General features: G+C 71.0%; 5 protein-coding genes. 3 read left to right on the top strand and 2 right to left on the bottom strand.

The annotated features are described in order from the left end of the window. Positions 1–403: 403 nt before the first annotated feature. A complete protein-coding gene (locus ACIQU3_RS06230; protein WP_403923537.1) occupies positions 404–16,186 on the top strand; it encodes an amino acid adenylation domain-containing protein in 15,783 nt (5,260 codons plus the stop codon). Positions 16,187–16,356: 170 nt separating this feature from the next. Here ACIQU3_RS06230 and ACIQU3_RS06225 read toward each other — a convergent pair whose 3' ends face one another. Together ACIQU3_RS06225 and ACIQU3_RS06220 are read right to left on the bottom strand one after the other, a co-directional pair. Further along, entirely contained in the window at positions 16,357–18,783 is a 2,427-nt protein-coding gene (locus ACIQU3_RS06225; protein ID WP_403923535.1) for an ABC transporter permease, read from the bottom strand. Next, positions 18,780–19,472: an ABC transporter ATP-binding protein gene (locus ACIQU3_RS06220; RefSeq protein WP_234850007.1), complete on the bottom strand. Its 693-nt coding sequence runs from the start codon at positions 19,470–19,472 to the stop codon at positions 18,780–18,782. The genes ACIQU3_RS06225 and ACIQU3_RS06220 overlap by 4 nt, the downstream gene beginning before the upstream one ends. Before the next feature lie 221 nt (positions 19,473–19,693). Here ACIQU3_RS06220 and ACIQU3_RS06215 point away from each other — a divergent pair, with 221 nt between their 5' ends. After that, positions 19,694–20,989 carry a histidine kinase gene (locus ACIQU3_RS06215; RefSeq protein WP_403923533.1) on the top strand — a complete coding sequence of 432 codons (1,296 nt, stop codon included), beginning with the start codon at positions 19,694–19,696 and terminating at the stop codon, positions 20,987–20,989. Beyond that, positions 20,986–21,672 (top strand): response regulator, encoded by a 687-nt coding sequence (locus tag ACIQU3_RS06210; protein WP_403743054.1) that lies wholly within the window; start codon positions 20,986–20,988, stop codon positions 21,670–21,672. The genes ACIQU3_RS06215 and ACIQU3_RS06210 overlap by 4 nt, the downstream gene beginning before the upstream one ends. Positions 21,673–21,849 lie beyond the last annotated feature (177 nt).

The following is a 21,849-nucleotide window of genomic DNA, read 5'->3' as shown; positions in this document are numbered from 1 at the left end:
CAGGTGTCAGCGGGAGCACGTCCCCGTCGGAGCGGCAGCCGTTCAAGTGAGGCGCCGACTCAGTTGAACACGCGGGGCGCCGACCTGGACCGTCTTCGAGAGGTGCTGCCACCATGGGGCGCGCCGTGGCCAGGCAGCCGGCTACCGGTCACCGGGCGAGTGGCCGCGCCGATCATGTCCGTGTCCTGATTCGCCCCGCCGACGGTCGGAAGGGACGAGCACGTCGAACTCGGCGGAATTACCGACCCCGTGGTGGGGAATTCCGGGCGCAGTACCGGGGGGTGCTGAACAGCATCCCCTCGCAGCTTTGTCATTGAGGACTGGACGGTAATTCAGCATGCCTCGACGGCGGCTGCTCTTCGCTGCTCCAGTCGATGATTCGGATCGGTTGGGGTGTGCAGGGATGGCTGCAACTGTAGGTGGACACCGGGAACTCACGGCCGGTCAGCTCGCTGTCTGGTACGCACAGCAACTCGACCCCGGGAACCCGGTCTACAACGTCGGCGAGTACGTGGAGATACGCGGCCCCCTCGACGTGGACCTGCTCACCCAAGCCCTGCGCCGCACGATGGACGACGCCGAGACGGCGCGGCTGCGCTTCCGGCTGGTGGACGGCGTTCCGCGGCAGCACCTCGGTGACGCGGACGACCACCCCGTCGAGATCCTGGACTTCACCGCGGAGCCCGATCCCCGCGCGGCCGCCGAGGCGTGGATGCTGAGCCGGATGCGCCTGCCGATGGACGTCCTCGACGGGCCTCTCACCCGCTATGCCGTGATCAAGGTCGGCCCGGACCGCCACTACTGGATGCACTGCGCCCACCACCTCGTGATGGACGGACACAGCGGCCGGCTGTTCGCCGACCGGCTGGCGTACAACTACACGGCCCTCACGAAAGGCCGCGATCCTCGGCAGGACCGGACCATGGAGCCGATCGCGGTACTCCTGGACGAGGACCGCGCCTACCGCTCCTCCCCGGCCCTGGAGGAGGACCGGGCCTACTGGACGGGCGCGCTGTCGGACCTCCCGCACACGAGACGGTCCGACGGCCACCGGCCCCGGCAGCTTCCCCGAACGCCGGTACGGCACCGGGGCGAGATCGACGCCGAGGACAGCGCCGGCCTCAAGCGGGGCGCACGACGCCTGAGGACCACCCTGGCCGGGCTGACGATCGCCGCCGCCGCCCTCTACCACCACCGCACGACCGACGCCCGGGACATCGTCGTCGGGGTCCCCGTCGTCGGGCGTTCCGGGCGCCGGGCGCTCGCGGTTCCCGGCATGACGTCGAACATCCTCCCCATCCGGGTCTCCATCGGCGGATCGACCACGGTGGGAGACCTCCTGCGGCAGATCACCGCACAGGTGCGTGCCGCGACACGGCACCAGCGCTACCGCTACGAGGACATGCTGCGCGACCTGAAGCTCCTCGGTGGCGTTCCGCTCTGCGACCTGATCGTCAACGTCATGTCGTTCGACTACCGGCTCGGCTTCGGCGACTGCACGGCGACGACCCGCAACCTCGCCAACGGCCCCATCGACACACTGAGCTTCGACGTCTACGACCGGCTGGACGGCACCGGGCTCCAGATGGACGTCGACGTGCACCGCGGCGCGCGCGACCTGGAGCCGGAAGAGCAGATCTGCCCCCGCTTCCGCCGGATCCTGCAGAGCCTCGCCACTGCCGAGCACACCGACCCCCTGGACCGGATCGACGTCCTGTCGGAGCAGGAGCGGGCGCGCGTCCTCGTCGAGTGGAACGACACGGCCTCCGAGACGGTGACGGTGCCGTCGCCGGTGCAGCTGTGGGAGGCGCGGGCGGCCCGCACGCCGGACGCGATCGTCGTCGGCACCGGCATCTCCATCGCCGAGCTGGACGGGCGGGCCGACCGGCTGGCACGCCGTCTGGCCCAGCAGGGGGTGGGCCCGGAGTCCGTGGTCGGGCTGTGCACATCACACGGCACGGACACGATCGTGGCGACCCTGGCGGTGTGGAAGGCCGGCGGCGCCACACTGCCGATCGACCCGGCCCTGCCGGCCGGGCAAGTCGCCCGACTGTTCGCCGACACCGGGACGGAACTCGTCCTCACCGGCCGCGGCGACCCGGACCACCGGCCCCCGGTCCCGCCGTCGAGCCGGGTACGAACCGTCGCCCTGGACGATCCGTCACTGGCGGAACCGCTGGACGGGCCGCACACCGGGCCGTCGGCGCTCCGCGTCACGAGCCGGACCCTCGCACAGGTGATCCCCGCGACGGACGGCACGGGACAGCCGACCTGCGCGGGGATCACCCATGGCGCACTGGCCAACTATGTCGCGTGGGCGGCGCACGCGTATGCGACGGAGGCCGGCCTGCCTCCGCGGGCGGCGGCACCGCTCGACGGGACCCTGCTGAGCGCGCTGCTGGCGCCGGCGACGACCGGGGCCGAAGTACCGGACCGCGTCGACGCCCCGGCCCCGTGGACGAGCGACGGCACCGGCGCCGAAACGCTCGTGGCCTGCTGTGTCCACGAGACGACGGGCACCGGCGACACGCGGGACGGCTCGGTCCGGCTCGGGCGACCGGTCGCGAACAACCGGGTCTACGTGCTCGACGCCGGGCTCCGGCCCGTCGCGCCGGGCGTACCGGGTGACCTGTACCTGGCCGGTGCCGGGGTGGCGCGCGGCGTCCTGGGCCGGGCCGGGGCGACGGCGGAGCGGTTCGTCGCGGACCCGTTCGCGGCGGACGGGTCGCGCATGTACCGGGCCGGCCTGCGGGTGCGCTGGACCACCGGCGGTGAGCTGGAGTTCCCGGACCGCGCAGCCGAGGCGGAACCGCGCCAGAACCCGCCGACACCGGAGCAGCCCGCGGGCGCGGGCACGGGACGAAACTCCGCGCGCGCCCGCGAAGAGGCCCTGCGTGCGCTGTTCGCCGAGGTCCTGGACCTGGAGAGCGTGGACGCCGACGACGACTTCTTCGACCTGGGCGGCCATTCCCTGCTCGCGACACAGCTCGTCAGCCGCATCCGCAGCATGCTGAACGTCGAACTGCCGATGCGGGCCGTGTTCGAGACACCGACCGTCGCGGGACTCGCGGACAGACTGGCGGGCGCGGACCAGGCTCGCGTGGTGCTCGCCCGACGGGAACGCCCCGAGCGGGTGCCGCTGTCGTTCGCGCAGCGCCGGCTGTGGTTCCTGAGCCGGCTGGAGGGCCCCAGCGCCACCTACAACACCCCGATCGTGCTGAGGCTGTCCGGCCGGCTGGACTCCGTGGCCCTGAAGGCCGCCATGCGTGACGTGCTGGGCCGCCACGAGGCCCTCCGCACGATCCTGCCGTCCGAGGACGGAGAGCCGTACCAGGCGGTCCTCGGCATGGAAGACCTCGACTGGGAGTTGACGGAGGTCACCGTCCGGGATTCCGGCCGTGCCTACGAGCAACTCTCGCAGATGACCGACCTGCCCGGACTGGCAGCGTCCGGCGAGGGGACTCTCTCGGAGCTGGCGCGCGCCGTCGTGGGCGCCGCCGGCCACGTCTTCGACCTGTCGGCAGAAGTCCCCCTGCGGGCCTGGCTGTTCCGCACCGACCGCCCGGACGAGCATGTGCTGGTGGTGCTGGTGCACCACATCGCCGGTGACGGCTGGTCCATGGGACCGCTGGCCCGGGACATCTCCACGGCCTACTCGGCGCGCTGCGACGGGCGGGCACCCGGGTGGGACGAGCTGCCCGTGCAGTACGCCGACTACGCCCTGTGGCAGCGGGAGTTGCTGGGGTCGGACGGCGACCCGGGGAGTCTGCTGTCGCGCCAGGTGGCGTACTGGCGCGACGCACTCGCGGGCGCGCCCGAGGAGCTGCACCTGCCAACGGACCGGCCACGCCCGGCGGTGGCGACTCACCGCGGACGCACGGCCGCCTTCGAGGTCTCGGCAGAAGTACACGCGCGGCTGCTGGACCTGGCCCGCGCGGAGGGCGTGACACCGTTCATGGTGCTGCAGGGCACTCTGGCGGTACTGCTGTCCCGCCTGGGGGCCGGCGTGGACATCCCCATCGGGTCGGCGGTGGCGGGGCGCACCGACGAGGCGCTCGACGACCTGGTCGGCTGCTTCGTCAACACCTTGGTGCTGCGCACCGACCTGTCCGGCGACCCGGCGTTCACCGAGGTGCTGCGCCGTGTGCGGGAAGCGGGCCTGGGGGCCTTCGAGCATCAGGACGTGCCGTTCGAGCGGCTGGTGGAGGAACTGGCTCCGCAGCGTTCCCTCGCCCGCCACCCCCTCTTCCAAGTCGTCCTCACCATGAACGACATCGCCGACGGGCTGATGGAACTCCCCGGGCTGCGCGCGGAGATGATGTCGACCGCCCGGCCCGCGGCCAAGTTCGACCTGGACGTCATGGCGGGTGAGGCGTTCGACGACACGGGGGCACCGGCAGGCATCCGGGGTGCGCTGACCGCGGCGGTGGACCTGTTCGACGAGGGCGCCGCCCAGCGGATCGCCGACCGGTTCGTCCGTGCGCTCGAGGAACTGGTCACGGCCCCCGAGACGCGACTTGGCCAGGTCGGGGTGCTGTCACCGGCCGAACGCGCACAGGTCCTGACCGGATGGAACGACACGACGACCGAGCCGGCGGGCGAACTTCTGCCCGAGCTGTTCGCAGCGCAGGCGGCGCGGACGGCGGACGCCACGGCCGTCGTCTCGTCCGGTGGGTCGATGTCGTACGCGGAACTCGACGGAAGGGCGAACCGGCTGGCGCACTACCTGCGGGCCCAGGGCGTGGGCACGGACTCGGTGGTGGGCCTGTGCCTGCCGCGCGGTGTGGAGACCGTCACCGGAATGCTGGCCGTGTGGAAGGCGGGCGCGGCCTACCTGCCGATCGACCCCGGCCAGCCCGCGGAACGCATCGCGTTCATGCTCGGCGACAGCCGCGCCGTGCTCACGCTGACCACGGAGGAGATCCTTGAGGAACTCCCGGCGGGACGGCACCGTCTGGTCGCGGTGGACGGCGTCATGGTGGCGGCCCAGCTCACCTCCGCGCCCCACACGGCACCCGACGTCGACCTGTGGGCGCAACAGGTCGCCTACGTGATGTACACGTCGGGGTCGACGGGGCGCCCCAAGGGTGTGGCCGTCACCCACGGTGCTCTGGCCAACTATGTGACCTCGGTGCCGGCCCGGGTGGGCTTCGCCGCGCCGGGCGGCCGCTACGCGGTACTCCAGGCACAGGCCACGGACCTGGGGAACACCGTGGTGTTCGCGTCCCTGACCACGGGGGGCGAACTCCACGTCCTGGACGCCGAGACGGTCACCGACCCGATCGCCGTCGCGGCGTACCTGGCGGAGCACCGGATCGACTTCCTGAAGGCGGTCCCCTCACACGTGGCCGCGCTCGGCCCCGACGGCGCACTGCCGGCCCGGGCACTGGTCCTCGGCGGTGAAGCGGCCACGCCCGCTCTCGTGGGCGAGCTCCTGGCCACGGCAGGCGACCGGGCCGTGTTCAACCACTACGGGCCCACGGAGACGACGATCGGCGTCGCCACCACCCGCCTGACGCCGGACCAGGCGGCCTCCGGAGTGATACCGGTGGGCACCCCGACGGCGAACACCCGGCTGTACGTACTGGATGCCACGCTGGAACCGGTCCCACCGGGCGTGGTGGGGGAGCTGTACGTGGCAGGCGCACAGCTGGCGCGCGGCTACACGGGACAGCCGGGGCTGACCGCCGAACGCTTCGTGGCGTGCCCGTTCGCCGGTGGCGAGCGGATGTACCGCACGGGCGACCGCGCCCGCTGGACCCCCGACGGCCAGGTGGTCTTCGCCGGCCGCGTCGACGAGCAGACCAAGATCCGCGGCTTCCGCATCGAGCCGGGTGAGGTCCAGGCGGTACTGGACGCTCACCCGCAGACCAGCCGGACGGTGGTCGTCGCCCGGGAGGACATCCCCGGGGAAGTGCGCCTGGTCGCATACGCCGTCACCGACGACGAGGACGCCGATCACACGGCTCTCGCCGCCTCGCTGCGCGCGTACGCCGGTGAACGACTGCCGGAGCACATGGTGCCGTCGGCGGTGGTGGTCCTGGAGACGCTGCCGCTGACCGGCAACGGCAAGCTCGACCGCTCGGCCCTGCCGGCCCCCGACTACGCCGCAGCGGCCGCTCGATCGCGCCGCGGACCTGCCGATCTCCGGGAGGAGATCCTGTGCGGCGCGTTCGCCGAGGTCCTGGGCCTGGAGAGTGTCGGCGTCGACGACGACTTCTTCGAGCTGGGCGGGCATTCGCTGCTGGCCACGCGACTCGTCAGCCGGATCCGCACCGTACTCGGCGTGGAGATGGAGATCAGGACGCTCTTCGACGCGCCGACTCCGGCCGGTGTGGCCGCCGGACTCGCCGGAGCGGGTACGGCCCGTGCGGCATTGGCCGAGAGGCGGAGGCCGGAACGGCTGCCCCTGTCGTACGGGCAGCGCCGGCTGTGGTTCATCGGTCAGCTGGAGGGCCCCAGCCAGACCTACAACAGCCCGGTCGTCGTACGCCTCACGGGGGAGCTGGACCGGCAGGCCCTGGCCCAGGCGCTGACGGACGTCATCGGGCGGCACGAGGTGCTGCGGACGGTGTTCCCCGTGGCCGACGGGGAGCCCTACCAGCAGGTCGTTCCCGTCGACGAGCTCGACTGGGACCTCACCGTGGTCGAAGTACGGCAGGGGGAGCAGCCCCAGCAGGACGCCCGCCTGCTCGACCTCGGCGATCTGTCACTGACCGAACCGGTGATCGACCTGCCGTCGATCGAACCGGCTCCCGACCTTCCGTCAGGCGAGATCGCCCCGGGCGACCTGATGGCTGCGATGACCCGAGCCGCCGGTTATGCCTTCGACCTGTCCGTCGAGACGCCCGTACGGGCATGGTTGTTCGGGGTGGGCCGCGACGAACACGTGCTGGTGCTGGTGGTGCACCACATTGCCGGTGACGGTTGGTCGATGGGTCCGCTGGCGCGGGATGTGTCGGTGGCGTACGCGGCGCGGTGTGAGGGTCGGGAGCCCGGGTGGGATGCGTTGCCGGTGCAGTACGCGGACTATGCGTTGTGGCAGCGGGAGTTGCTGGGGTCGGAGGAGGATGCCAGTAGTTTGATGTCGCGTCAGGTGGGTTTCTGGCGTGAGGCGTTGGCGGGGGTTCCGGAGGAGTTGGGGCTTCCGTTCGACCGTCCGCGTCCGGTGGCTGCTTCTCATCGTGGGCACACGGCGGTGTTCGAGATGCCGGCGGGGTTGCATGGGCGGATGGTGGAGGTGGCGCGTGAGCGTGGCATGACGGTGTTCATGGTGCTCCAGGCGGCGCTGGCGGTGACGTTGTCGCGGCTGGGTGCGGGCACGGACATTCCGATTGGTTCGGCGGTCGCGGGGCGTACGGATGAGGCGCTGGACGAGTTGGTGGGTTGTTTCGTCAATACGTTGGTGATCCGGACGGATCTGTCGGGTGATCCGACGTTCGAGGAGCTGCTGGAGCGGGTTCGGGAGACGAGTCTGGCGGGGTTCGGGCATCAGGATGTGCCGTTCGAGCGGCTGGTGGAGGAGCTGGCGCCGGCCCGGTCACTGGCCAGGCACCCCCTCTTCCAGGTCGTTCTCACCAAGCTGAACGCCACGTCCGGCAGGGAAACGGGTGAAGCGACACTGACCCTGCCCGGCATCCGCTCCACGCCGCTCTTCCTGGGCAAGCCCTCCGCGAAGTTCGACCTCGACGTGATGGTCGAGGAGGAGTTCGACGGCGAGGGCGACCCCGCCGGGGTGCGGGGCGCCGTCACCGTCGCCGCGGACCTGTTCGACGCGACCACGGCCGGGCGGCTGGCGGAGCGATTCCTCCACGTCCTGTCCGAGCTGACGGAGGACACACCGGCTCGGGTGGGCGCGGTGGACGTCCTCCTGCCGGCTGAGCGTCATCGTGTGGTGGTGGAGTGGAACGACACGGGTGCGCCGGTGGTGGCTTCCACGGTGTTGGGGTTGTTCGAGGAGCAGGTGGTGCGGTCGCCGGGTGCGGTGGCGGTCGTGCAGGGTGGTGTGGCGGTGTCGTTCGCGGAGTTGGATGTGCGGGCGAATCGTCTGGCGCACTATCTGCGGGCGCAGGGTGTGGGTGCGGAGTCGGTGGTGGGTCTGTGTCTGCCTCGCGGCGTGGAGACTCTGGCGGGGATGCTGGGGGTGTGGAAGGCGGGAGCCGCCTACGTCCCGGTCGATGTCGGCCAGCCCGCGGAGCGGGTGGCGTTCGTGCTGCGTGACAGTGGTGCGGTGCTGACGCTGACGACCGAGGAGATCCTGGACGATCTTCCGGCGGGGCGTCATCGCCTGGTCGCGATCGACGACGCCCTGACCGTGATGCAGTTGGCGGCGTATCCGGAGACCGCGCCGGGAGTGGAGATACTGCCCGAGCAAGCGGCGTATGTGGTTTACACGTCGGGTTCGACGGGACGGGCGAAGGGTGTTGCGGTCACTCATGCGGGCCTGACCAACTACGTCACCTCGGTGCCCGGGCGGGTGGGCTTCGACGGGCGAGGCCGGTTTGCGGTGTTGCAGGGTCAGGCGACTGACCTGGCGAACACGACGGTCTTCGCGAGTTTGACCGGGGGCGGTGAGCTGCACTTCCTTGATGAGGAGTCGGTGACCGACCCGGCGGCGGTGGCGGCTTATCTCACTAAGCAGGGGATCGACTGCTTGAAGGCGGTGCCCTCACACGTGGCGGCCCTGGGTGCGGCAGCGGTTACGTCGGTGCGGTCGCTGGTGCTGGGTGGTGAGGCTGCTTCCGCCGAGCTGGTCGGTGAACTGCTGACCACGGCTGCCGGTGACCGGGCGGTGTTCAACCATTACGGTCCGACGGAGACCACGGTCGGTGTGGCCACTACCCCGCTGACCTCGGAGGATGCGGCTGCCGGGGTGATTCCGGTGGGCTCGCCGGTGGCCAACACCCAGACCTATGTGCTGGATGTGAGTTTGCGTCCGGTACCGGTGGGTGTGGTGGGCGAGCTGTATGTGGCGGGTGCACAGGTGGCCCGAGGCTATGTGGGCAGGCCCGGGCTCACGTCCGAGCGGTTCGTTGCCTGCCCCTTCGGCTCACCCGGTGAGCGGATGTACCGCACGGGGGACCGTGCACGCTGGACGGCCGATGGCCGTCTGGTGTTCGCCGGTCGTGCGGATGAGCAGGTGAAGATCCGCGGCTTCCGCGTCGAGCCCGGCGAAGTGCAAGCCATCGTCGCCGCACACCCGCTGGTCGACCAGGCTGCGGTGATCGCCCGCGAAAGCACACCCGGCGATGTCCGACTCGTCGCCTACGTCGTCGCGAGCGACACAGACGACACGGATGCTGCTGAACTGGGCGCAGCAGTCAGGGAGTCTGTTGCCGCGCGGTTGCCGGAGTACATGGTGCCCTCGGCAGTGGTCGTGCTGCCGGAGCTTCCGTTGACCGGTAACGGGAAGCTGGACCGCAAGGCACTGCCCAGCCCCGAATACGCGACGGCGACGGCCGATTCGGACCGGGCTCCGGTCTCCTTGCAGGAGGAACTCCTCTGCCAGGCCTTCGCCCAGGTGTTGGGCCTGCCCGCGGTCGGCGTGAATGACGACTTCTTTGCGCTGGGCGGGCACTCACTGCTGGCGACCAGACTGGTGAGCCGCATGCGGACCCTGCTCGACGTGGAAGTGGGGATCCGCGAACTCTTCGAGGCACCCACAGCCGCAGGCCTGGCCGCGCGGCTGGCAGAAGCGGACGAGGCACGCGCGGCCCTGATGCCGATGCCTCGCCCGGAACGGGTGCCCCTGTCGTACGGGCAGCGACGGCTCTGGTTCATCGGCCAGTTGGAGGGCCCGAGCCAGACGTACAACAGCCCGGTGGCGCTACGGCTCACCGGCCGGCTCGACACACAGGCCCTGGCCGACGCGCTGCGTGACATGATCGCGCGCCATGAATCCCTGCGCACGGTCTTTCGAGTCGTGGGCGGCGAGCCGTACCAGCATGTTCTCGCAGTCGACGAGGTCGAGTGGGAGCTGCCTGCCGTCCGGCTCGACTCCTCCGAGCTGTCGGCCACACTCACGCGGATCTCTTCGTACGCCTTCGACCTCGCGGCCGAGGCTCCGCTGAAGGCGTGGTTGTTCGAGACCGGTCCCGATGAGCATGTACTGGCCCTTGTGGTGCACCACATTGCCGGTGACGGTTGGTCGACCCGTCCGCTGGCGCGGGATGTGTCGGTGGCGTACGCGGCGCGGTGTGAGGGTCGGGAGCCCGGGTGGGATGCGTTGCCGGTGCAGTACGCGGACTATGCGTTGTGGCAGCGGGAGTTGCTGGGGTCGGAGGAGGATGCCAGTAGTTTGATGTCGCGTCAGGTGGGTTTCTGGCGTGAGGCGTTGGCGGGGGTTCCGGAGGAGTTGGGGCTTCCGTTCGACCGTCCGCGTCCGGTGGCTGCTTCTCATCGTGGGCACACGGCGGTGTTCGAGATGCCGGCGGGGTTGCATGCGCGGATGGTGGAGGTGGCGCGTGAGCGTGGCGTGACGGTGTTCATGGTGCTGCAGGCGGCGCTGGCGGTGACGTTGTCGCGGCTGGGTGCGGGCACGGACATTCCGATTGGTTCGGCGGTCGCGGGGCGTACGGATGAGGCGCTGGACGAGCTGGTGGGCTGTTTCGTCAACACGCTGGTGATCCGGACGGATCTGTCGGGTGATCCGACGTTCGAGGAGCTGCTGGAGCGGGTTCGGGAGACGAGTCTGGCGGGGTTCGGGCATCAGGATGTGCCGTTCGAGCGGCTGGTGGAGGAGCTGGCGCCGGCCCGGTCACTGGCCAGGCACCCCCTCTTCCAGGTCGTTCTCACGATGCACAACACTGCGGAAGCGACCCTGGAACTGCCCGGCGTCGATGTCGAACTCCTTCCGACCGCCCGCCCGGCGGCAAAGTTCGACTTGGACGTGATGGTCGGTGAGTCGTACGCCCCTGACGGCGGCCCGATGGGTGTGCACGGTGCGTTGACGGTCGCGACCGATCTTTTCGACCCCAGGACCGCTCGAACCGTTGCCGACCGCTGGGTCAGGGTGCTGGACCGGTTGTTGACCGAGCCCGAGCTGCGGCTGTCCTCGGTGGAGGTCGTTGACGAGGCTGAGCGTCATCGTGTGGTGGTGGAGTGGAACGACACTGCGGTGAGCCTGCCGCGGGTGTCGGTGTTGGGGTTGTTCGAGGAGCAGGTGGTGCGGTCGCCGGGTGCGGTGGCGGTCGTGCAGGGTGGTGTGGCGGTGTCGTTCGCGGAGTTGGATGTGCGGGCGAATCGTCTGGCGCACTATCTGCGGGCGCAGGGTGTGGGTGCGGAGTCTGTGGTGGGTCTGTGTCTGCCGCGCGGTGTGGAGACTCTGGCGGGGATGCTGGGGGTGTGGAAGGCGGGAGCCGCCTACGTCCCGGTCGATGTCGGTCAGCCGGCGGAGCGGGTGGCGTTCGTGCTGCGTGACAGTGGTGCGGTGCTGACGCTGACGACCGAGGAGATCCTGGACGATCTTCCGGCGGGGCGTCATCGCCTGGTCGCGCTCGACGGCACCCTGACCGCGATGCAGCTGGCGGCGTATCCGGAGACCGCGCCGGGAGTGGAGATACTGCCGGGGCAGGTCGCGTATGTGGTTTACACGTCGGGTTCGACGGGACGGGCGAAGGGTGTTGCGGTCACTCATGCGGGCCTGACCAACTACGTCACCTCGGTGCCTGGGCGGGTGGGCTTCGACGGGCGAGGCCGGTTTGCGGTGTTGCAGGGTCAGGCGACTGACCTGGCGAACACGACGGTCTTCGCGAGTTTGACCGGGGGCGGTGAGCTGCACTTCCTTGATGAGGAGTCGGTGACCGACCCGGCGGCGGTGGCGGCTTATCTCACTAAGCAGGGGATCGACTGCTTGAAGGCGGTGCCCTCACACGTGGCGGCCCTGGGTGCGGCAGCGGTCACGTCGGTGCGGTCGCTGGTCCTGGGTGGTGAGGCTGCTTCCGCCGAGCTGGTCGGCGAACTGCTGGCCACGGCTGCCGGCGACCGGGCGGTGTTCAACCACTACGGGCCCACCGAAACCACGGTCGGTGTGGCCACCACCGCGCTGACCCCACAGGATGCGGCTGCCGGGGTCATCCCGGTGGGCTCCCCGGTCGCCAACACACAGACCTACGTCCTGGACGAGCGGCTCAGCCCCGTGCCGGTCGGTGTGGTGGGCGAGCTGTATGTGGCGGGTGCACAGGTGGCCCGAGGCTATGTGGGCAGGCCCGGGCTCACGTCCGAGCGGTTCGTTGCCTGTCCCTTCGGCTCACCCGGTGAGCGGATGTACCGCACGGGGGACCGTGCGCGCTGGACGGCCGATGGCCGTCTGGTCTTCGCCGGTCGTGCCGATGAGCAGGTGAAGATCCGCGGCTTCCGCGTCGAGCCCGGCGAAGTGCAGGCAGTCGTCGCCGCACACCCGCTCGTCGACCACGCCGCAGTCGTCGCCCGCGAGGACACCCCGGGCGATGTCCGCCTGGTCGCCTACATCGTCACCGACGAGACGGAAGAAGAAGATCTGCCCGCAGTCATAAGGGATTTCACTGCGACCCGTCTGCCCGAGTACTTGGTGCCCGCGGCCGTGGTGGTCCTCGATGCCCTGCCGTTGACCGGTAACGGGAAGCTGGACCGCAAGGCCCTGCCTGCCCCCGACTACGCGGCGGCGGCGACGGCCGGTACGGGACGGCCGCCGGCCACCGTGCAGGAGGAGATCCTCTGCCAGGCCTTCGCCCAGGTCCTGGGCCTGCCCGCGGTCGGCGTCGACGACGACTTCTTCACCCTGGGCGGGCACTCCCTGCTGGCCGTCTCGCTGGTCGAGCAGCTGCGCGGCCGGGGCGTGTCCATCTCCGTCCGCGCACTGTTCCAGACCCCCACCCCCGCAGGCCTGGCCGCCGTCGCGGCGCCGGACACGATCGACGTTCCGGAGAACCGCATCCCGCTCGGCGCCGAACACATCACCCCGGACATGCTCCCGCTCGTCGAGCTGTCCGAAGCGGAGCTGGCTCACATCGTCGAACAGATACCGGGCGGTGCGGCCAACATCGCTGATGTGTATCCCCTGGCGCCTCTGCAGGAAGGCATCCTCTTCCACCACCTGGTCGCCGATCAGGAGGGCGGCGACGTCTATGTGCTGCCGATCGTGCTCGAGTTGGAGTCACGCGAGCGGCTGGACGCGTTCCTCGGGGCGTTGCAGCGGGTGGTGGACCGGCACGACATCTACCGGACCGCGATCCTGTGGCGGGAACTGCGCGAGCCGGTCCAGGTGGTGCTGCGCGAAGTGGAGTTGCCCGTCGGGGAGCTCGTGGCCGATCCCGAAGACGGCGACATGGTAAGGCAGTTGCTGGCGCACGCCGGGGGCCGGATGGACCTGGGCAGCGCTCCGCTGATCCGTGCGCACATCACCTCCCGGCCGGGCAGCGACCGATGGGTGTGCCTCATCCGGATCCACCAGACCGTCCGGGACCACACGAGTCAGGAAGCCCTGCTGAGAGAGCTGGGCGCCTTCTTGTCGGGCCGGGGTGACACGCTTCCCGAAGCTCTTCCGTTCCGGGACTTCGTGGCGCAGGCCCGGCTGGGGGTGCCGAGGGAGGAGCACGAGCGGTACTTCAGCGACCTGCTCGGGGACGTCGAGGAGACCACGGCCCCGTACGGTCTGCTCGACGTCCACGGCGACGGCACCGACGCGGACCGCGCCCGGTGGTCCGTCGACGAGGAACTGGCGGGCCGGGTACGCGAGACGGCGAAGTCGCTCGGTGTCAGCCCGGCCACGGTGTTCCACCTCGCGTGGGCCCGGGTCCTCGCCACGGTCAGCGGCCGGGACGACGTGGTGTTCGGCACCGTCCTCTTCGGCCGAATGAACGCCGGAGCCGGAGCCGACCGCGTCCAGGGGCCCTTCATCAACACCCTGCCCGTGCGGGTACGCGTGGGATCGTCGAAGGTGACCGACGTACTGCTCGGACTGCGCGATCAGCTGGCCGAGTTGCTGGTGCACGAGCACGCTCCGCTGGCGCTGGCCCAGCGGGCCGGCGGTGTGCCCGGCGGCAGCCCGCTGTTCACCTCGATCTTCAACTACCGGCACCATCAGGCCGCCGCCCACGCAGCGGAACGGGGCAGCGGCACCATGCCGGACGGGGTGAGCCTGCTGCTCACCCGGGAACGCACCAACTACCCCGTCGCCGTGGCGGTGGACGACCTCGGCACGGGGTTCGCCCTCACCGTCGACGCGGTGGCCTCCGTGGACGCCGACGCCCTGTGCTCCATGCTGCACACCACCGTCGGCAACCTGGTGACCGCGCTGGAACAGGCCCCCGACACGCGGTTCGTCGCCGTCGAGGCGGTACCCGCGCACGAACTGCGGCGGGTGCTGACGGAGTGGAACGACACCGGCACGCCGGTCGTCGCGGTGACCGCGCCGGAACTGTTCGAGGCGCAGGCGGCCAGGACTCCCGACGCGGTGGCGGTCGTGGCCGGTACGACCGAGGTGTCGTACGCGGAACTCGACACGCGGGCCAACCGCCTGGCGCACCTCCTGCGGGACCACGGGGTGGGGCCGGAGTCCGTGGTGGGCCTGTGCCTGCCGCGGGGCGTGGAGGCGGTGGCCGCGATCCTCGGCGTGTGGAAGGCAGGGGCGGCGTATCTGCCCCTGGATCCGGAGTACCCGGGGGAGCGGCTGGCGTTCATGCTCTCGGACAGCGGGGCCGATGCCGTCGTCGGGCGGAGCGACCTGACGGGGCGCTTCTCCGCCCCGGGGCCTCGGGTGCTGAACCTGGACGATCCCGGGGTGGCGACCGCACTGGAGACAGCTCCGGTGACCGCTCCCCGGGTGGCCGCAACGCCCGAGCGGATGGCCTATGTGATCTATACGTCCGGTTCGACGGGGCGGCCCAAGGGAGTGGCCGTGTCGCATGCCGGACTGGCGAACCTGGCGGCCGCGCAGACGGACCGGTTCGCCGTGGACGGATCGAGCCGCCTGCTGCAGTTCGCGTCGATGAGCTTCGACGCGGCGGTGTCGGACGTGGTCGTGGCGTTGTCGTCCGGGGCCTGCCTCGTCGTGGCCGGGGCGGACGAACTGCTGCCCGGGCCGGGGCTGGCGCGAGTTCTGTCCCGGCACGCGGTGACGCACGTGACGCTGCCGCCGGCGGTGCTGGCCGAGATGACTCCCGAAGACCTGGCACCCGTGACGACCCTGGTCTCGGCCGGTGAGGCGCTAAGCAGGGAACTGGTGGGACGCTGGGCCCCGGGGCGGCGGCTCGTCAACGCGTACGGGCCGACCGAGACGACGGTGTGCGCGACCATGTCACGGCCGCTGGCGGTCGGCGACGCCCCGGACATCGGCGGCCCGATCAGCGGCGTGCGGGCGTTCGTCCTGGACGACCGGCTCGCCCCCGTGCCGGTCGGGGTGGCGGGCGAACTGTACGTCGCGGGCTCCAACCTGGCCCGCGGGTACGTGGGGCGGCCCGACCTGACGGCCGAGCGGTTCGTGGCCTCGCCGTACACCGGGCCCGGAGAGCGGATGTACCGGACGGGTGACCGGGTGCGCTGGACGGCCGACGGGCGGCTGGTGTTCGCCGGGCGGGCCGACGCGCAGGTGAAGGTCCGTGGCTTCCGGGTGGAGCCGGAGGAGATCGCGTCCGTACTGACCAGCCACCCAGCGCTGGCCCGCGCCGCGGTGACCCTGCGCGCGGACGCCGCGGGCGAAGGGCGTCTGGTGGCCTACGTCGTGCCCGCGGGCGACCGGTCGGACGCCGATGACGGCGTGCTCGGCCGGATGGCGCGCGAGCACGTCGCGCAGGCTCTGCCGCAGTACATGGTGCCCTCGGCGGTGGTGGTCCTCGACGCGCTTCCGCTGACGGTCAACGGCAAGCTGGACCGCGCGGCGTTGCCGGAGCCGGATGCCGCCGCGTCGGCCGGTGCCGACCGGGAACCGGCCTCGGAACAGGAGCGGATCCTCTGCGAGGCCTTCGCACGGGTGCTGGGCCTGCCGACGGTCGGTGCGGACGACGACTTCTTCGCCCTCGGCGGTCATTCGCTGCTGGCCACGCGTCTGGTCAGCCGCGTGCGTACGGTGCTGGGCGAGGAACTGCCGATCCGTACCGTCTTCACCTCGCCCACGCCGGCCGCGCTCGCGGGCTGGCTCGCCGAGCAGGGTGACCGGCGGCCCGGGGTCAGGCCCGCGCTGCGGCGCATGCGCAGGCCCGGCGGCGCGTGAGCCGTCGCAGGGCCACCCGGTGACGGCCGGGCCTGCGCCGATGAGCGCAGGCCCGGCCCGTTCGGTGGCGCATCCGGGCGACCGCGTACGGCTCCGGGTGGTGCGCATGAGGACAGCCCGGCCCTTCACCGGGCCGGGCTGTCCTTTCCTGCCGTGTGTCGCGTCCGGCGTCACTCGGTCCGCAGGGCCGTGGCCGTACGGGCCCTGGCCGCCCACCCGGCCGGGATCATCGCGCCCAGCATCGCCAGCACGACGCCGCCCAGCCCCAGCAGGAGCAGCTCGAGGGGCCCGTACACGTCGAGGACCGGCGACGGCATACCGGTGCCCACGGCGCGCCCCATCACCGGCATGACGACGCCGTGCAGCAGGTACCCGGCCGGCACGCCCAGCAGCCCGCCGACCACGCCGATCGCGGACACCGAGGCCAGCACGAGGGCCACCGTCTGCCGCGGCGACATGCCGATCGCCTTGCAGACGCCCAGGTCGTGGACGCGTTCGCGGGTGTCCAGGACGACGGAGTTGAGCACGCCGAGACCGGCCACGGCGATCAGCATGAGGGTGAGCAGCACGGCCATCGCGTCCATGATGAGGATGACGCCGCTCTGCTCCGACTCCACGACGGTCGTGGCGTCACCGCCCATCGGCTGCACCACCGCCGCGAGCTTCCGGGCGAACTCGTCTGCCGAGACACCGGACTTCACGTCGACGAGGAACGTCTCGGGCTGCGCCGACGGGAAGTTGGCCATGTCCGCGTGGACCTCCAGCTCATTGCCGGAGGTGTCGAAGGACTCGCCCACGATCCGCAGGTCGGCGCTCTCCTTCTCGAACGTCATCCGCACCGTGTCGCCGACCTTGGTGCTGGTCCGCTCCAGGAAGCGCGTGGGCACGACGACCTGGCCCTTCCCGGTGATCCAGTGCCCCGAGAGCATCTCGTAGCTGCCGGAGCGCGAGTCGCCCTCGTAGAGGCTGGCCTCCACCGCGCCGGAGACCCCGGCCACGGCGACCTCCGTCTGGAGCTTGCCGTAGTACGACTCCAGCCCCGCCTCGGACTTGACGGCGGCCCGCACCTTCGCCGGGTCGGCCACCTTGGGCTTGGACGAACCGGCCGCCGGGCTGGGGGCGACGGGAGACGGGCTCGCCGGGGCACCGCCCTCCACGGGAGGCGGTGGCGGCGGGGGAGCGACGTTGTTCAACTTGACCGTCGTGACCGTCACCGCGGCGCGGCTCTCGGGATCCTGCGACTTGCCGACCTCGTTGAGGGACGAGGTCAGCCCCACCGCGAACGTGGCCGCGACGGTGCCGAACGCCACCGCGAGCAGCATCGCGAGGGCACGCACAGGATGCGTGAAGGGAGTGGCGAGCCCGTACGTCACCGGCCGGGGCAGCGGCAGTCGTCCCATGGCCCGGTGCGCCCACTGCCCGCGGCCCGGGCGCGGCGCCCGGCCGACGGCGATGGCCTCGACCGTGTTCAGCCGTCCGGCCCGCCGTGCGGGGATCAGCGCCGCCAGCCCGACCACGAGCAGCGCGGCGGCCGGTACGGCGACGTCCACCCACCAGGCCACCGACAGTGAGACGTTGCCGTACACCGACTCCGTGTCCGCCAGCAGCGGGACCGCCAGCAGGTTGCCCAGCACGACACCCAGGGCGATACCGACCGTGGCCGGGATCAGCGCCTGGGCCACATACGCGCGGACGACCTCACGGGGCGTGAAGCCGATGGCCTTGAGAATGCCGATCCTGCGCAGACTCGTGCCGACCGCACCACTGATCACACTGCTGACGATGATCACCGACATGACGATGCCGAGCACGCCGAAGGCCATCACGAACGGGACGGTCGCCGCCGCGCCCTGATCCGCGGCGCGCTTGGTGTCCAGCCAGGACTGCGTGCCCAGCAGGGCCCCCGAGTCGACAGCGGAGGCGAGCTTCGCCCGGTCGGCGAGGATCTGCTGCTTCGTGCTCGCGGAGTCGAAGCGGTAGAGCATCTGGGTCGTGAGGGGGTTGCCCAGCGCCGCCAGCGCGTCGACCTGCGCCGAGGTCGCCCACGCGTCGGCGGACTTGCCGACCGACACGGCGAACCCGACGACCGACAGCGTCGGGGCGTTCGGGGTGTCCGACGCCTTGAGGGTGGAGCCGATGTCGACGGAGGGGCCCTGGAAGGACGCGTCGACCACGATCTCGCCGGGCTTCTGCGCCCACCGGCCGGACTTCAGCTCCACGCGGTCGACGTCGGCGTCCGCCCCGGACCGCCCGACCACGGTCAGCGTCGGCATCCGGAAGCCCGACCGGTCCACCGGGCGGAACGCCGTGGACGCGTAGGGCCCCGCGCTCGCCGTGACGCCGGACAGCTTCTTGGTGCGTTCCAGCTGCGCCGCACTCGCCCTGCTCGGATCGAACTGCGCGGTGATGTGCGCGCCCTGCTGTTTCTTGAAGGCGTCGTCGAAGGGGGCGGCCGCGGCGACCATCAGGGCCCCTGCCACCACGGCCGAGGCCACGGCCATCATCGTGGCCACGGCGATCACCAGGGTCTGCACCCGCCGCCGGCCGACGCCGGAGCGTACGACCCGGCCCAGCGCGCCGTTACCGAAGAGGCTCATCGGACGGCCTGCGCATACGTGTCGAGGGCGAGGTGACCGTCCACCAGGTGGATCGTGCGGCTGGCGCACGCCTCCGCCAGCGCCAGGTCGTGCGTCACCAGCACGATGGTCTGGCCGCCGCGGTGCAGATCGATCAGCAGCTTGCGGACCTCCGCGCCCGAGGCGGAGTCCAGCGCACCCGTGGGCTCGTCGGCCAGCAACAGCTCGGGACGGTTGATCAGCGCCCGGGCGACACCGACGCGCTGGCGCTCACCTCCGGACAGCCGGCCGGGGTAGGCGCGTGCGTGCTTCTGGATGCCCAGCATCTCCATGAGCTCACCCGCGCGGGCCGCTGCCGCGCGCCGGCTGGTCCCGGTCAGCTGGGCCGGGAGCTGGATGTTGTCGGTGACGGTGAGGTCGTCGAGGAGATTGAAGAACTGGAAGGCGATGCCGATGTGCTCGCGACGGAACTTGGCGAGGGCGTGCTCGCTCAACTGGTCGATCCGCCGCCCCGCGACGAGTACGGAACCCTCGGTCGGCTTGTCCAGGCCGGCGATGAGGTTCAGCAGCGTGGACTTGCCGCTGCCGGAAGGGCCCGTCACGGCAAGGGCCTCGCCCTTGGCGACGCTGAGCGTGAGCGGTCCGAGCGCCGGCGCACCGGCGGTGTCGTAGCGCTTCGCCACACCTTCCAGCTCGATCACTTGATTCATGCGGGTGGTCCGTCCTTACGATCGCGAGAGGCACATGCCGTTGCCGACTCTGTGAACCTAGAGGCTGCCGCCCTCGCGACGCGTCGGCCGCGGAACCAACATCGGCCCCTCCCAGCGGATGATTCGGCTCGGGAGTCCTACCTGAGGAGTAGGCCTCGAAGACAATGCCCTGATCAGACAGGTGGACGCGGACCGGGCGGCGAGCGCCCCACAATGGACGGATGGAGACGCAAGACCGGCGCCGCCGGCTTCACCAGCTCATCGACGCGCTGCGCCCCGAGGCGAAGTCCGCCCCGCAGTCGAAGCGGGCGGTGCGCGTGGACGTGGTGCTGGCGGTGGTGCTGACCGCCGTTGCTCTGTTCGTGGCGGTGCGGTACCCCGGCAACGGGCCGGTGGATGTGAACCCCCCAAAGATCGACACCGGGACCGGCGTGCCGGCGCCGCCCTCGCCCGGACCGGATCAGGCGCCCGCGGAGGAAGACGCTGCGCCCGTCCCCTGGGCCATGGTCATCCTGTCGACGCTGCCGCTCGGACTGAGGCGCCTGTACCCGCTGTCCACGTTCGTGACGGTGCTGGTCGCGGCGCTGGCCATCGGTGGCTCCGCCTCCTGGATCACCGTCCTGACCTGTGTCGTCGGTGCCTACAGCGCCGTCGTGTACAGCCGTTACCGGATACTGGCCATCGCCGTCCTGGTGATGGCCGCCGCACTGTCCGGTTACGCGTTCCGCAACGCCGATCCCCTGCTCCCCGGCTGGTCCAGCCCGGGATTCGTGCTGCTGGTGGCCGGGATGCTGGCCAGTCTCGTCCGGTTCCTGCAGCTGCGGCTGGCGTCCAGCCGGGACCGGGTCACCGAGTTGCAGCAGGAGCGGGAGGAGGCCATGCGCCGGGCCGTCGCGGAGGAGCGGGCGCGTATTGCCGCCGAACTGCACGACGTCGTGACCCACAATGTCAGCGTGATGGTGATCCAGGCGGGCGCGGCCCGCAAAGTGATGGACGTGGTCCCCGAGCAGTCCAAGGAGGCGTTGTTGGCCGTCGAGGCCGGCGGCAGGGCCGCCATGGCCGAACTGCGGCATGTGATGGGCCTGTTGGCGGCTCCGGACCACGAAAGACCCGACGGCCTGGAGCCGCAGCCGGGGCTGGCGCAGCTCGACGCGCTGGTCGCCCGGGTGCGTGCCGCCGGGACGCCCGTGAGCGTCGGCGTGTCGCTGCCGAAGGAACCGCTGCCCTCGGGGGTCGACCTGGCGGCGTACCGGGTCGTGCAGGAGGCCTTGACCAACACGATCAAGCACGCACGCGGCGCGGAGGCGTCCGTCGCCATCGGATACACCGACGACTGTCTGGAGATCGAGGTCACGGACACCGGAGGCGTGAAGGACGCCCCGCCGGTGGAGAGCAACGGCCGCGGCCACATGGGGCTGCGGGAGCGGCTGGCCGTGTACGACGGCGAACTGACGGCCGGTCCGACGCCGAGCGGCGGCTACCGGGTCGCCGCCCGCATCCCGCGGAGCGCGGCATGAGCGGGGAGCGGCCGCCGCTGCGCGCCGTCATCGCAGACGACCAGGCCCTCGTGCGCACCGGTTTCAAAATGATCCTCGCCGCGGACGGCATCGAGGTGGCGGCCGAGGCGGCGGACGGGGCAGAGGCCGTCTCAGCGGTGCGCCGCACACGGCCCGACGTCGTCCTCATGGACATCCGGATGCCGGTGATGGACGGCATCGAGGCCACCCGGCGCATCCTCGGCGGTGACGGTCCGCCGGAGACGCGGGTCATCATCCTCACCACGTACGACCTCGACCAGTACGTCTATGCCGCGCTCACGGCCGGGGCCAGTGGCTTCCTGCTCAAGGACGTCACCCCCGAACGCCTGGTGTCCGCCTTGCGCATGGTGCAGTCCGGTGACGCCCTCCTCGCGCCGACGATCACCCGCCGGCTGATCGAGCGCTTCGCCGTGCCCGAAGAACCCCAGACCGTCGCGCCGCACCGCGACCTGTCCGGTCTGACGCCGCGTGAACTGGAGGTGCTCCGCCTCCTGGCCACGGGACTCAGCAACGCAGAGTTGGCCGAGCGGCTGTTCCTGAGCCCCACCACCGTCAAGAGCCATGTCGGCCGCATCCTGTCCAAGCTCGACCTGCGCGATCGCGTCCAGGCCGTCGTCTTCGCCTACGAGACGGGCCTGATCGCCCCGGGCGGGGGCAACTAAGGCCCGTCGTTTGGATCATGCCGCTCGAGCGACAGGCGGCCCCGGCGCCGTGACCCGAGGCGCCCACGGGAACTGACGAGCTGTCATGAGCGTTGAGATGAACGGGTCATGACGGATCCTGTGAATGTCGCGTTCCTCTAACAGAGGGCTCGACAATGACCAGAGTGACGCGTGAGC

This window comes from Streptomyces sp. NPDC101110 (assembly GCF_044759525.1).
Lineage (GTDB): Bacteria > Actinomycetota > Actinomycetes > Streptomycetales > Streptomycetaceae > Streptomyces.
This window is presented reverse-complemented; position numbering and strand designations above follow the sequence as displayed.

What these genes read in the sequence shown, in the direction of transcription:
- ACIQU3_RS06230 (WP_403923537.1), top strand. Translation starts at nt 404, where the DNA reads ATGGCTGCAACTGTAGGTGGACACCGGGAACTCACGGCCGGTCAGCTC.
- ACIQU3_RS06225 (WP_403923535.1), bottom strand. Translation starts at nt 18,783, where the DNA reads ATGAGCCTCTTCGGTAACGGCGCGCTGGGCCGGGTCGTACGCTCCGGC.
- ACIQU3_RS06220 (WP_234850007.1), bottom strand. Translation starts at nt 19,472, where the DNA reads ATGAATCAAGTGATCGAGCTGGAAGGTGTGGCGAAGCGCTACGACACC.
- ACIQU3_RS06215 (WP_403923533.1), top strand. Translation starts at nt 19,694, where the DNA reads ATGGAGACGCAAGACCGGCGCCGCCGGCTTCACCAGCTCATCGACGCG.
- ACIQU3_RS06210 (WP_403743054.1), top strand. Translation starts at nt 20,986, where the DNA reads ATGAGCGGGGAGCGGCCGCCGCTGCGCGCCGTCATCGCAGACGACCAG.